The organism is uncultured Sphaerotilus sp., from assembly GCF_963924895.1.
In the GTDB taxonomy this organism is placed as follows: domain Bacteria; phylum Pseudomonadota; class Gammaproteobacteria; order Burkholderiales; family Burkholderiaceae_C; genus Sphaerotilus.
The window spans coordinates 1-13,782 of sequence record NZ_CAWURG010000049.1; the positions used below are offsets into that span (position 1 = coordinate 1).

A 13,782-nucleotide genomic window follows, 5' to 3' on the forward strand; every position below is an offset into this window, starting at 1 on the left:
TTGTCCTTGATGCGCAGCTTGAGGGTCTTCACGGCTTCCATCCGGCAACTGTATTTCCATACATGTCGGTTGACAAGCCGTCCCGGCTTGAACGCTCGACCCCGGGCTGAACCCCGGGGCTTGTCGCTTCGTCCGGGTCAGGCGGCGTCCTTCTCGACGTGCGCCTGCTTGTGGTACAGGAATTCCAGCACCGCCTCGCGGGCGTGCAGGTAGTCGCTGTTGTGCGCCATCTCCAGCCGCGGGCGGAACTGTTCGCGCACCGGCGGCAGCGGCACCTGGTGCACCTCGCCGATCGTCGCCGCCGGGCCGTTGGTCAGCATCACGATGCGGTCGGACAGCAGCACCGCCTCGTCCACATCGTGCGTCACCATCATCACGGTCGAGCCGGTGGTGGCGACGATCTTCATCAGCTCGTCCTGCAGCTTGGCGCGCGTCAGTGCGTCCAGCGCGCCGAAGGGCTCGTCCATCAGCAGCATCTTCGGCTCCATCGCCAGCGCCCGGGCGATGCCCACGCGCTGCTTCATGCCGCCGGAGATCTCGCCGGGCCGCTTGTCCTTGGCATGGGTCAGGCCGACGAGGTCGAGGGCGGCCAGCGCGCGGTCACGCAGTTGCGCCTTCGACTCGGTGGCGCCGAACACGCGGTCCACCGCCAGACCGACGTTTTCCTGGCAGGTCATCCAGGGCAGCAGCGAGTGGTTCTGGAACACCACCGCGCGCTCCGGACCGGGGCCTTTCAGCTCGCGGCCATCGAGCAGCAGCACGCCCGAGGTCGGCGTCGTCAGGCCGGCCACGAGGTTCAGCAGCGTCGACTTGCCGCAGCCCGAGTGGCCGATCATGGTGATGAACTCGCCGCGGGCCACGTCCAGGTTGATGTCGCGCAGCGCGACGAAGGTGCCCTTCTTGGTCGGGAAGGACATCCCGACGTTCTCGATGCGCAGAAAGCGCTGACTGCGCTCGTCCAGGGAGGTGGTGCTCATGGTGCGGGTCCTCTCGAAAGCTCAGGGAGTCTTGGAATCAGGGAGTCAGGAATAGTCGAAGCGGCGGGCAATGGCCACCAGCAGCGCTTCGAGCGCCACGCCCACGGCGCCGATGACGAAGATGGCGATCAGGATGTGCGCGACGTTGAGGTTGTTCCACTCGTCCCACAGCCAGAAGCCGATGCCCTGCCCGCCGGTCAGCATCTCGGCCGCCACGATCACCAGCCACGCCGTGCCCACCGCCAGCCGCACGCCGGTCAGCATGTAGGGCAGCACGGCCGGGAACAGGATCTTGCGCATGATCGTCAGCTCCGACAGGTTCAGCACACGGGCGACGTTGAGGTAGTCCTGCGGCACCTGCCGCACACCGACCGCCGTGTTGATCACCATCGGCCAGATCGAGCAGATGAAGATCGTCCAGATCGCCGCCGGATTCGCCGCCTTGAACACCATCAGGCCGATTGGCAGCCAGGCCAGCGGCGACACCGGGCGCAGCAGGCTGATGATCGGCTCCAGCATCTGGTTCAGGAAGTTGAAGCGCCCGATCATGAAGCCCAGCGGAATGCCCACCAGCGCCGCCAGACCGAAGCCCATGCCCACCCGCTGCAGCGAGGACAGCACATTCCAGCCGATGCCCTGGTCGTTCGGGCCGTTGACGTAGAACGGATCGGCGAACAGCTTGACCGCCGCGTGCCACACCGGGATCGGGCCGGGCAGCTGCTTGTCGCCGCTGTGCGCCACCGCCTGCCAGACCAGCAGCAGCACCAGGAAGCCCAGCACCGGGGCGGCGAAGCGCGCCATCGTCTTCAGGCGCTGGGCCCGTGCCATGGCCACGACCTGGGCCTTGAGTCGTGCCTGGGCGGCGGCATCGACCACGGGCGCTGCCGTGGCAGCGGTCACGGGAGTGGCCACACCGTCGGGTGCACCGCTGGCCGACAGGGGCAGGGTCATGGCGTTCATCGAATTCTCCTGGGGTGGATGGGGCATGGCGGCAAGCTCCAGGGCGCCCGCTCAGGCCGCCTTGATCTTGAACGAGGCGGCGTACTTGGCCGGGTTCGTGCCGTCCCACACCACGCCATCGCTCAGCTTGCTGCTGCGCAGGTCGCTCTTGGGCACGTTGATCTTCAGTTGCGCGGCGGCTTCCTTGTAGAGCGCCGTCTGGTTGATCGCCTTGGCCACGCCGAGGTAGTCCGGGTCGCTCTTGAGCAGGCCCCAGCGCTTGTGCTGGGTCAGGAACCACATGCCATCCGACAGGTAGGGGTAGTTCACCGCGCCGTCGTTGAAGAACTTCATGTGGTTCGGGTCGTCCCAGGTCTTGCCCATGCCGTTCTGGTAGCGGCCCAGGATGCGCTGGTTGATCGCGTCCACCGAGGTGTTCACATAGGACTTCTCGGCGATCGTCTCCGCCATCTTCATCTTGTTCTGCAAGCCGGTGTCGATCCAGCGGCTGGCTTCGAGCACCGCCATGACCATGGCGCGCGCCGTGTTCGGGTTCTTCTGGACGAACTCGGCGGTGCAGCCGAGCACCTTCTCGGGGTGGTCCTTCCAGATGTCCTGGGTCGTCGTCGCGGTCACGCCGATGCCGTCGATGATGGCGCGGTGGTTCCAGGGCTCGCCGACGCAGAAGCCGTCCATGTTGCCCACGCGCATGTTGGCGACCATCTGCGGCGGCGGCACGGTGATGACCTTGGCGTCCGACATTGGGTTGATGCCGTTGGAGGCCAGCCAGTAGTACAGCCACATCGCGTGGGTGCCGGTCGGGAAGGTCTGCGCGAAGGTGTATTCGCGCGGCTCGGCCTTCATGACCTTGGCGAGCCCTGCGCCGTCCACCGCGCCCTTGTCGGCCAGCTTCTTGGACAGCGTGATCGCCTGGCCGTTGTTGTTGAGGGTCATCAGCACCGCCATGTCCTTCTTCGGGCCGCTGACGCCGAGGTGGACACCGTAGACCAGACCGTAGAGCACGTGCGCCGCATCCAGCTCGCCGTTGACCAGCTTGTCGCGCACGGCGGCCCAGGACGACTCCTTGGACGCGATGATCTTGATGCCGTACTTCTCGTCGAATTTCAGGACCGAGGCCATCACGACGGAGGCGCAGTCGGTCAGCGGGATGAAACCGATGCGGACTTCCTTCTTCTCGGGCGCGTCCGAGCCAGCGGCCCAGGCACCGCCGGGCAGGGCGACCGCGCTGCCTGCGGCCGTCACGGCGGCGGCACGCTGGATGAAGTCGCGTCGGGACGGGTTGACAGGAAACAGGGGCGTCGTCATGTGCAGTTCTCCGGGCCCCGCGGGGGCCGATTCGGGCAAAAAAAAGCGGCGTCACGATCGTTGATCCGACCCCCCGGCTTGCACCGGAAGAATCGGGACGATCGGACGCCGTTGTCCAAAATGTCCCACCTAGTGAGCCCCCGTGGCCGGAGACTCGCAGAAGGTATTGCAGGGACCGTGCCAGCCTGATTCCGCCCCTGAACACACGTCCAGCCATGCTGCATCGCACCATCGGCACGCAAAACACCCTCCACTCGCACCGGAACGGTGCGCATCAGACACATCTCGATGCATGAACACCCCGTTTTCTGCGGGTTCCCCCCAACTGACGTTTACGTAAACGTCAATGGACAATCAGCGTCCATGTCCTGATGCCCTGCGCTTCCCCCGCTGTTCCCCCGCCCTGCCCCAAACGGAGTCTTTCGATGACCGACCTGTCCGCCGACTACAAGGCCCTTGCCAGCTACCGCCCGACGAACAAGGTGCGTTTCGTCACCGCCGCGAGCCTGTTCGACGGCCACGACGCGGCCATCAACATCATGCGGCGCATCCTGCAGGGCATGGGCACCGAGGTGATCCACCTGGGCCACAACCGCTCGGTGGATGAAGTGGTCACCGCCGCGCTGCAGGAAGACGTGCAGGGCATCGCGGTCAGCTCCTACCAGGGCGGCCACGTCGAATACTTCAAGTACATGGTCGAGCTGCTCAAGGCCCGTGGCGGCGCGCACATCCAGGTCTTCGGCGGTGGCGGCGGCGTGATCGTGCCGGCCGAGATCCGCGACCTGAGCAGCCACGGCGTGCGCATCTTCAGCCCCGAGGACGGTCAGCGCATGGGGCTGCAGGGGATGATCGGCGAGATGGTGATGCGCTGCGACAAGGACCTGTCCAGCTACGCCCCCACCGACCTCGGCGCCCTGCAGGGCCACACCGAAGCCGCCTGGCGCTCGCTCGCCCAGCTCATCACCGCGCTGGAAAACGGCCAGGCCGACGCCGACCTCGTCGCCGCCGTCCATGAAGCCGCCAAGGCCTGCAAGACCCCCGTGCTCGGCATCACCGGCACCGGCGGCGCGGGCAAGTCCAGCCTGACCGACGAGCTGATCCGCCGCCTGCGCCTGGACCAGGACGACAGCCTGCGCATCGCCGTCATCTCGATCGACCCCTCGCGGCGCAAGAGCGGCGGCGCCCTGCTTGGCGACCGCATCCGCATGAACGCCACCGGCCCGTGGTCCAAGGGCCCGCGCGTCTACGTGCGCAGCCTCGCCACGCGCGACACCGGCTCGGAAGTCTCGGCCGCGCTGCCCGAGGTGCTGGCCGCGGCCAAGGTCGCCGGCTTCGACCTCATCATCGTGGAGACCTCCGGCATCGGCCAGGGTGACGCGGCGATCGTGCCGTTTGTCGACGTGCCGATGTACGTGATGACGCCCGAGTTCGGCGCCGCCAGCCAGCTGGAGAAGATCGACATGCTCGACTTCGCCGAGTTCGTCGCCATCAACAAGTTCGACCGCAAGGGCTCGGCCGACGCGCTGCGCGATGTCGCCAAGCAGGTGCAGCGCAACCGCGAGGCCTTCACCGTGATGCCGGACCAGATGCCGGTATTCGGCACCATGGCCAGCCGCTTCAACGACGACGGCGTGACCGCGCTCTACCAGGCGCTCAAGGTCCGCCTCGGCGAACTCGGCCTGTCCCTCGCCGAAGGCCGCCTGCCGCTGGTCAACACCCGCCACAGTACGCACCAGACCCCCATCGTCCCGGCCGCCCGCACCCGCTACCTCGCCGAGATCGCCGACACCGTGCGCGGCTACAAGGCCAAGGTGCGCCAGCAGGCCCGGCTCGCCCGCGAGATCCAGCAGCTGCGCGCCAGCGCCACGATGTTCCGGCAAGCCAATCCCGCCAAGAGCCGCGGCGTCGACGCCCTGGGCGCCCTCGCCGAGGAACGCGAAGCCCGGCTCGACCCCGGCGCGAAGAAGCTGCTCGGCATGTGGCCCGAGATGCAGCGCGCCTACGCCGGTGACGAATACGTCGTGAAGATCCGCGACAAGGAACTGCGCACCAACCTGGTCCACACCACGCTGAGCGGCAACAAGATCCGCAAGGTCGCCCTGCCCGGCTACGAGTGCCACGGCGAGCTGCTCAAGTGGCTGATGCTGGACAACGTGCCCGGCAGCTTCCCGTTCACGGCCGGCGTGTTCGCGTTCAAGCGCGAAGGCGAAGACCCGACGCGCATGTTCGCGGGCGAGGGCGACGCCTTCCGCACCAACCGCCGCTTCAAGCTGGTGTCCGAGGGCATCCCCGCCAAGCGCCTGTCCACCGCCTTCGACTCGGTGACGCTGTATGGCGCCGACCCCGATCCGCGCCCGGACATCTACGGCAAGGTCGGCAACTCCGGCGTGAGCATCGCGACGCTGGACGACCTGAAGGTGCTGTATTCAGGCTTCGACCTGTGCAGCCCGACGACCTCGGTGAGCATGACGATCAACGGCCCGGCGCCGAGCATCCTGGCGATGTTCATGAACGCGGCCATCGACCAGCAGCTCGACAAGTTCAAGGCCGACAACCACCGCGACCCGACGGCTGACGAGGCGTCGAAGATCAAGGCGTGGGTGCTGGCGAATGTGCGCGGCACGGTGCAGGCCGACATCCTCAAGGAAGACCAGGGCCAGAACACCTGCATCTTCTCGACCGAGTTCAGCCTCAAGGTGATGGGCGACATCGCCTCGTACTTCGTCCACCATGACGTGCGCAACTTCTACTCGGTGTCGATCAGCGGTTATCACATCGCCGAAGCCGGCGCGAACCCGATCAGCCAGCTCGCCTTCACGCTGTCAAACGGCTTCACGTTCGTCGAGGCGTATCTGGCGCGCGGGATGCACATCGACGACTTCGCGCCCAACCTGTCGTTCTTCTTCTCGAACGGCATGGACCCGGAATACACCGTGCTCGGCCGCGTCGCCCGCCGCATCTGGGCCGTGGCGATGCGCGACAAGTACGGCGCCAACGACCGCAGCCAGAAGCTGAAGTACCACATCCAGACCTCGGGCCGCAGCCTGCACGCGCAGGAGATCCAGTTCAACGACATCCGCACGACGCTGCAGGCGCTGATCGCGGTATACGACAACTGCAACTCGCTGCACACCAACGCCTTCGACGAGGCGATCACGACGCCGACCGAGGAATCGGTGCGCCGCGCGATGGCGATCCAGATGATCATCAACCGCGAGTGGGGCCTGGCGAAGAACGAGAACCCGAACCAGGGCGCGTTCATCATCGACGAGCTGACCGAGCTGGTGGAGGAAGCCGTGCTGGCCGAGTTCGAGAAGATCGCCGACCGCGGCGGCGTGCTCGGCGCGATGGAGACGGGCTACCAGCGCTCGAAGATCCAGGAAGAGTCGATGCACTACGAGATGCTCAAGCACACCGGCGAGTACCCGATCATCGGCGTCAACACCTTCCGCAACCCGAAGGGCGACGAGATCCCGGAGACGATCGAGCTGGCGCGCTCCACCGACGACGAGAAGGCGTCGCAGCTCGCGCGGCTGAACGATTTCCACACGCGCCATGCGGCCCAGGCGCCGGCGATGCTGAAGCGGCTTCAGCAGGCGGTGATCGACAACGCGAACGTGTTCGAGGTGTTGATGGACGCGGTGCGGGTGTGTTCGCTGGGGCAGATCACCAGTGCGCTGTTTGAGGTGGGCGGGCAGTATCGGCGGTCGATGTAAGGCGAGGCTGGCGAGGGAACTGGACTTCGATCCCCGTCCTGCTGGCGGTCACCCCAGGCGCTCGATCAGCCACAGCACTTCGGCGGCGGTATCGAAGCGGAACTCCGGCGCCTCCGCCAAGGCCGGGTCGCGGCTGCCGGCCACGATGGCTTGCAGTACCGGGAGCAGCGGTGGTAGCCAAGTCGGCAAATTCGGTTTCGCGCCACGCTGCCGGAGCAGTTCCTGCGCCTCACCTATCTGGCCGGCCTGCACCTGCTGGCAGATGGTGTTGCACAGCCGTCCATCCGGATCCTGGTTCTCCCCGCCATCACATCGGTAGGCCCGATATGCCTCGATCGCCTGACGCCGCGCCTGCTGCGCCTCGGGCAGCCGGCCGGCATCTGTTTCGATTTCGGACAGGATGCCCCAGGTTGTCCACGGCACGGCCGCATGGCCAAGACCCTGTTTGCAGACGATGGCCCGCTCGATCTCCTGCCGCGCCTCGTCCAGCCGCCCCAGCTTGCGCAAAGTGTCGGCGAGGTTGCTTCGTGTCAACCCTTCCTTGGCCCGGTCATCCTTGAGGCGATCCGCCGCCTGCCGGTAGAAGGCAGCGGCTTCTTCGAGGCGGCCGAGTTGGTCATGGAGATTGCCGAGCTGGCCCAACGTCATCCCCTGACCAGCTGTATCACCAAGCTGCACATTGATGGCCAGCGCACGGCGGTAAGCCTCTTCAGCGGCCTGCGGCTGGCCGATCTCCTGATGCACCATGCCGATCTGGTGCCAAACCATAGCAACGGTACCCGGTTCACCCAGCGACTCGAAAGTCCGGCGGGCGTTTTCATACGCCGCCAGCGCGTCGACGTAGCGGCTTTGCTGCAGGCGCACGGTGCCGAGCTGGAGTTTGTTGACCGCCACACTCCGGTAGGCTTGTCGAGCTTCACTAAGCTGAATGGCGCGTTGATAGGCCGCCGCCGCCTCGTCGCGTCGACCCAGATCCAGCAGACAGCCTCCTACTTCGGTAATGGAGGCCGAGGCCATGCCCTCTGCATTGCGATTAAGTCGGGCCGCTGCAACGTTTTCAAATCGTTGCTGAGCCTCTGTCAGCAAGGGCAGCGCGGCTCCGGCCGCACAGGCAAATCTCAAGATCCGCCCAAGAAGCCAACACGCACCCGCCCAATCGTAGTCGGCACCCTGATAGGCCGCTTCACCCGCCGACTGGGCACGCTGCCTCAGTGCCTGGGCGCCATCGAACGCCTCTTGCAAACGCCCCTGAGACAAAAGCTGCTCAATACGGGTTCGTTCGGCCTGGAAGCGCGCATAGCTCCAGCCTTCACCCAGCGCCGCCTGGGCGGCGTCACGTGCTGCCGACACCCTTTGCAGCAAGCGTGGCCGACCGAGAGCCTGCAGCAGTTGATACAGGCTAGTACACAGGTCGATCGTGGCTTCAGCCTGCCCGGCACGTTCGACCTCGGTCAGCAGCGCCATCAGGTTGGGTAGTTCAAGCTGCGTGAGGGTAGCGGACTGCAGGGTATCTTGGCTGTCTTGCAGCCGCAGGATTTCCACGTATTGCAGCATTACCGCCGCCCAGCGCACCTGCCAGTCGGCCAGTGGTTCGGCGCTGGCCCGGGATCGCAGGTAGGGGCACAGCGCCGGGTTGAGGCTCAGGTGGTTGGAGGAGTTGGGCGTTGCCAGACCGGTGCCGACCAGCCCAGTAGCTAGGGCGGCTACGTCATCGTGTTGCCACTCCATCATGAGTTGCAGTATGGGCAGTGCAACCCCACCATGAAACACCGCCAGCACCTTCACCCGCTCCTGCATCTCCGGCGGCAGCCGCCGCAGCGACAGCTCGACGCTGGCGTAGAGCGACTTTTCCCGCTCACCGGGGTGATCGCGCTCCATCTGCGCCATCAGTTCGACCAGCCGGGCGCGGGTGGCGGCCACGCCGTCGTGGCGCAGCGACGGGGCCAGCAGCGCCAGCGTGCGGGCGTGGCCGTGGACGGCGTCCACCAGATCGCGGATGTCGGCGGCGCTGGCGTTGCGCAGGGCGGGGCCGGCGGAGGGGCTGGCGCTGGCATCGGTTTCAAGGGTGCGCTCGACCAGCCGGATGGCGTCTGCGGCCGAGAGGCGGTGCAGTTCGATGCGCGCCTGCGGGGCGTCGAACGGCGCGGGCAGCGCCTCGCGGCTGGTGAAGACGAGGCGGGTGTCGCCGATGGCGCCCAGGCGAGCGCAGAGTTGGAAGATGGCGCCAGCCGCATCAGCCGTGAGATCCGCCAGCGGATCGGGCGCCGCACCGGGCAGCGGCGGGGCGGGCAGCACCGATTCCAGGTTGTCGATCACCAGCAGCACGCTGTCCTCGCGTAGCACACGCTCGACCGGCCGGCAGGCGTCGTCGAGCGTAGCGAACGTCGCCACCGAGTAGTCCTGCCCGACCAGTTGCCGCCCGAGCACATCCAGCACCGCCCGGTCGTGGCTGTGCTGCTCGACCGACACGAACGCCGCCCGCCGCACCTGCCGCGACCGCACACGCCAGCGCGCGAACTCGGCCGCCAGCGCGGTCTTGCCTTCACCACCCTGGCCGCGCAGCACGGCGTAACGCTGTCGCTGCAGCACGCGCTCCAGCCGCAGCAGCTCGCGGCTGCGGCCGATGAAGGTGGTGGCGGGTTCGGGCGGCGTGGCGTGCAGTCGGCCGTTGATGCGCGTGCGGCGGTCTTCGGCGGTCTGCCGCGCGGGGGTTTCCTTGAACAGTTGCGGATCAGCCTTGTCCTGGAACAGCACGGGCACGAACCAGTCGCGCAGCTCCAGATCGGCCTCGCCGAAGATGCGGCCCCGGAACGGCCGCGCGTGCAGCTCGCTCTGGCCGGCCAGCATCGCGTCGCCGACGCGGGCACCCTTGGCCAGCGCGCCATAGAACGCGGTGACGAAGCGCCGCGACGTCTCGACCAGCACGCTGTGGCTCATTGCCACCACCGACGCGACGCCGGTCTTGAGCATCTCGCTGGCGACCGATTCGCTGGCCTGCTCGGCCTGCGCGCTCTGGCAGGCTTCCAGGAACACCAGCGCGATGCCGTGGTCGCGCAGCAGCGGGCCGAGCACGTCGGTGTAGACGGTGCGATGGCGGCGCGGGCCGATCTTCTCGCCATCCTCGTCGTGCTCGAAGCACAGCCCGCCAAGGCCGACGCGGCGGTCGTAGACGCCGTGGCCGTCGAAGTGCAGCACGTGGTACGGCTGCCCGACCGCCTTGGCGCGCTGCAGTTCCTGCTGCAGCGCCGAGAGCGTCGGCGTGGCCAGCAGCGTCAGGTGCACCACCTCGCCGAGTTCCTCCATCGCCTTGACCAGCGGCAGGCTGCTGGCGCGGTGGTCGATGTAGCCGCAGGCCTCGTCCTCCGGCCGCGGGCTCGCCAACAGGATGCGGATCGGCGTGGCCAGCACTGGCGGCTCGACCGCATGCGTGTTCGGCAGGCGCCGGCGCACCCGCACCGGCCGGCCGCCCTGGAACAGGAAGCCGCGCCCGTCGTGCAGCAACTCCCACGGCAGGCCGAGCAGCAGCGTCGCGGCTTCGCGGGCGGCCAGCGCGTCGGCCTCGGGCGTGCCGTCGTCCAGCTCGGGCTCGACATGCACCGAGAAGCGCCGCGCTGCACCGTCGCCCACCTGCGCCCAGGCCTGCAGCACGCTGGCCGCCTTGTCTGCCGGCATCGCAGCGTGGTGCAGCGCCTTGCCCCATTCGACAAGGTTGGCCTCGATTCTCTTGACGCGCTCCTCGTCGAAACGGCTTGGCCAGACGGCGTAGGTTTCCAGATACCAGCGCAGCTCCTCGACCTCGATCGGGCCGAGCGGGGCCTCGAACGTCCAGCTCTTCAGACTGCGCACCTCGCGCTTGTCTCGGTCGGCTGGCTCGTACACCAGTCGGGCGCTGCCGCGCGCGCGGCGCTTGCCGTCCGCTTCGTGGATCGACAGCCGGGACAGCTCCAGCACCAGTTCTTCCATCGGTGCGGCGGGGGGCTGGATCACGGGCGCCGGATCGCTCGGGTCACGCAGCCGCAGCGCGACAAGCAAATCGTGTACGGACGCGTCTACACCGGCCGTGGTCCGCATCAGAACTTGGAGCGGTTCCTCGTCGAAGTGGCTTTCCAGGCCTCCAAGCGAGCAGTCATCCACGATTAGCGCGACAACCGGGTAGGTGTCCCGGCCGCGCTCGGCCTGCACCTTGAGTGCGTACTTCAATTCCTTGCCGACCCACTTGGACGAATGAGCCTTCGGGGTGACCACAACCGCGAACCCTGCTGCTGATTCAATGGCGGTGCAAACAGTTGTCCAGAGCGGATCCCCGCCGCGCAGCTCGCGCGAATCGATCCATCCTTCCTGACCCAGATCGGCTAGCGCCTGCCGCAGCCGGCGCACCAGATCGTCGTCCTGCGTGCTGTGCGAGATGAAGAGCTTGCTCGGCATCGTGACCCCCTACTGTTCTGTTCGCCTTGACAGGTTGTCAGGATATGCCAGTTTGAGACCCTATCTCGCGTGCCAGGCTCCAGCGGCTTCAGCAGACGGTGATCGACAACGCCAACGTGTTCGAGGTGCTGATGGACGCGGTGCGGGTGTGCTCGCTGGTGCAGATCACGGGGGCGTTGTTCGAGGTGGGCGGGCAATACCGCCGCAGCATGTGAACTGGGCGGCTCAGGCCGCCTTCGGACGCTGGTGGGTCATATCGCCCTGCCCTGCCAGCAAGCCAGCCACCGAGATGTCCTCGTCCAGCGCCTCCCAGTGCAGGCCATAGCGGCTGAGTTCCACCTGCTCGCGCTGCTGAGGCGAAGCGTTCAGCAGCCGTGGAAACCACGTCAGCGGCACCGCGATCACCCGGCCATCGGTCAGATCGACCCACAGGCTGTTGTCGTCGAAACGCACCGACTTAGGCGAAGTAGTCATTCCACGTCCTTTCGATCTGGTCGGCCTTCGTCTCGATGACCGCCGCCAGTTCACGCAGTGTTCGTGCGTCAAACCCGTCGCTGTGGGCCAGACAGACAGGCCGTACCCAGAACTTCGCTTCGGCCCCATCGCCCTGCACATGGATGTGCAGCGGCTCGCGGGGATTGCCTTCGTTGGAATAGAAGAAGAAGCGGAAGTTGCGATGGCGGAAGACGACCGGCATCGCGCCATCATAGATGTACCGACTTTGTGGCGTTCGACTGCTCGCGGGGATGCCCAGCAACGCAGAGAGCCTGTCAGAGCGTTGTGTTCTCCGCCAGCCACTCGCCATAGGCAAACGCGACCCGCGCCTCGGCCACCAGCGCCTCCAGCCGAGCCGGGTCGCCCATGACCGGCCTCGCCGCCGCTCTGAGCATCGGCTCCCAGTGGCGCGCGACCATGGCGGCCGTGTCCCGCAGCCAGGCCCGCGCCGCGTCAGGCGCCAACGCCAGGTGATGGGCCGCGGCCAGCAACTGATCGGCGCCAGTGCGTGCCGAACCATCCACCCCCGTGGCCATCGACAGCAGTGGCCCGTCCTCCGGTCGGCCAGACAGGGTTGCCGCGGCGGGGGTGATGTCGAACGCCGGAGACAGCCGCCAGCCAAGCGATGACGCACCGTCGTGCAGCACGCCGTGGTTGAGTGGATGGTCATCGACATTGCCCACCAGCGCATTGAAGGCCATGCGCCGCCAGACCTCGTGCAGTTGCCTCGGCAGATCCTCGCGGTCACGCGCCCAGATCCGCAGGCGGTCGCCCAGGTTCAGATACGAGCGTTGCGGATCCCCCCGGACCGACTGCGGCGCCAGCCTGAGCACGGTGTGCGCGCTGGCGTAGAGGCGGCGCTGCGGCTGTCGGGGATCACCCGCCCGGTCGAATCGCTCGACCAGCAGCACCTGGTGCGCGCCGAAGGTGTGCAGTTCCACCTCGGCCACCGACAACCCCGCCATGCGCGCCAGCCGCATGGCGACGAACTCGCGCGCCGGCAAGGCGGGTCGGTCGCCACGCGACTGCATCTTGGCCAGCCACAGGCGCCCGTCGTGCACCAGCGTGGTCTTCGGACGCTCACCACCAGCGCTGGTGTCGAGATCCGCATCAAGCCGGCGCAGTACCCGGCTGGCCGGGGCCGCTGCGTCCAGTTCCTGCGCCAGCGATTGCAACTGGTCCAGGGCCTTGGGTTGCCAGGCCAGCTTGGCTTCGATGTCATGGCACACCTCGATGGCGCCCACGCCGTCCGGCACCCCGCGCTCCAGCAACTCCAGCGCCGTCAGCGCCCTGCCCGCCTGGGCGTCCAGGCGGTCGGCGCCGTAGCCGGCCGGCTTGGCATCCCGGATCACGCCCGGCAATCCGTCCGACGCGGTGACGACCGTGCCCCTTTTCTTGCGCGTCAGGCGCAGCTCGACCGGATCGAGCGCCAAGGCATCCGCGCGACCGAGAAGATAGTCCGGCAGGTAGGTGAAGCGGGCACCGGGACCAACGCCCGCCAGCTCGCCCGCCAGCACTGGCTCGGCGCTGCCGGGCAACCAGACCCAGACCGGCACGGCCCCCATCAGCCGCTCCCCAGCCGACGTTCGACGAAGTTCACCGTTTCCGGATCACGCCGCGGATCCAGCCAGTCCTCGACCTGCTCCAGCAGGCTCAGGCCCTGCAGCACCTTGAGGAAGTTGCCCAGGGCGACGCCATCCGCACCAGCCTCCAGCGAGCGCAGCGTGGACAGCGACACGTCGGACAGGTGCGCCAGGTCTTCCTGCGTCAGCTCGCGCAGCTTGCGGGCGCGGGCCAGACGCCGACCGAGGCGGTCGAGGCTGGCCTGCACCAGCACTGGGGTGGGCTTGGGTGTGCGGGATCGGGGCGTGTCCATGCCCCTCAATGTAAGCCGAGATCATTGT

The 13,782-nt window shown here is 67.3% G+C and carries 9 protein-coding genes; 1 reads left to right on the plus strand and 8 read right to left on the minus strand.

The window, feature by feature from the left end; all coding sequences use genetic code 11:
* Positions 1 to 137: 137 nt before the first annotated feature.
* The 3 genes from AABN02_RS17705 to AABN02_RS17715 are packed head-to-tail and all read right to left on the minus strand — an operon-like array spanning position 138 to position 3,242.
* A complete protein-coding gene (locus AABN02_RS17705) occupies positions 138 to 977 on the minus strand; it encodes an ABC transporter ATP-binding protein (RefSeq protein ID WP_338416233.1) in 840 nt (279 codons plus the stop codon).
* A 45-nt stretch (positions 978 to 1,022) separates the two neighbouring features.
* Positions 1,023 to 1,928, minus strand: coding sequence for a nitrate ABC transporter permease (gene ntrB / locus AABN02_RS17710; RefSeq protein WP_338416320.1), 906 nt, complete (start codon positions 1,926 to 1,928; stop codon positions 1,023 to 1,025).
* Positions 1,929 to 1,988: 60 nt separating this feature from the next.
* Positions 1,989 to 3,242 (minus strand): CmpA/NrtA family ABC transporter substrate-binding protein, encoded by a 1,254-nt coding sequence (locus AABN02_RS17715; RefSeq protein WP_338416234.1) that lies wholly within the window; start codon positions 3,240 to 3,242, stop codon positions 1,989 to 1,991.
* 425 nt (positions 3,243 to 3,667) lie between these two features.
* Here AABN02_RS17715 and icmF point away from each other — a divergent pair, with 425 nt between their 5' ends.
* The gene (gene icmF / locus AABN02_RS17720; protein WP_338416235.1) at positions 3,668 to 6,958 is read left to right on the plus strand and encodes a fused isobutyryl-CoA mutase/GTPase IcmF; all 3,291 of its coding nucleotides are present in this window, start codon (positions 3,668 to 3,670) and stop codon (positions 6,956 to 6,958) included.
* Positions 6,959 to 7,006: 48 nt separating this feature from the next.
* Here icmF and AABN02_RS17725 read toward each other — a convergent pair whose 3' ends face one another.
* The 5 genes from AABN02_RS17725 to AABN02_RS17745 all read right to left on the minus strand — a co-directional run bounded on the left by AABN02_RS17725 (position 7,007) and on the right by AABN02_RS17745 (position 13,754).
* The gene (locus AABN02_RS17725) at positions 7,007 to 11,383 is read right to left on the minus strand and encodes a CHAT domain-containing protein (protein ID WP_338416236.1); all 4,377 of its coding nucleotides are present in this window, start codon (positions 11,381 to 11,383) and stop codon (positions 7,007 to 7,009) included.
* Between the two features lie 225 nt (positions 11,384 to 11,608).
* Complete coding sequence (locus AABN02_RS17730; RefSeq protein ID WP_338416237.1) at positions 11,609 to 11,857, minus strand: DUF2442 domain-containing protein; 249 nt, start codon at positions 11,855 to 11,857, stop codon at positions 11,609 to 11,611.
* On the minus strand, positions 11,841 to 12,080 hold the full coding sequence (locus AABN02_RS17735) for a DUF4160 domain-containing protein (RefSeq protein ID WP_322586796.1): 240 nt from the start codon (positions 12,078 to 12,080) through the stop codon (positions 11,841 to 11,843). Before AABN02_RS17735 ends, AABN02_RS17730 begins: the two co-directional genes overlap by 17 nt.
* A 73-nt stretch (positions 12,081 to 12,153) precedes the next feature.
* Positions 12,154 to 13,443 carry a HipA domain-containing protein gene (locus tag AABN02_RS17740; RefSeq protein ID WP_338416238.1) on the minus strand — a complete coding sequence of 430 codons (1,290 nt, stop codon included), beginning with the start codon at positions 13,441 to 13,443 and terminating at the stop codon, positions 12,154 to 12,156.
* The gene (locus tag AABN02_RS17745) at positions 13,443 to 13,754 is read right to left on the minus strand and encodes a helix-turn-helix domain-containing protein (RefSeq protein ID WP_338416239.1); all 312 of its coding nucleotides are present in this window, start codon (positions 13,752 to 13,754) and stop codon (positions 13,443 to 13,445) included. Before AABN02_RS17745 ends, AABN02_RS17740 begins: the two co-directional genes overlap by 1 nt.
* Positions 13,755 to 13,782: the final 28 nt, after the last annotated feature.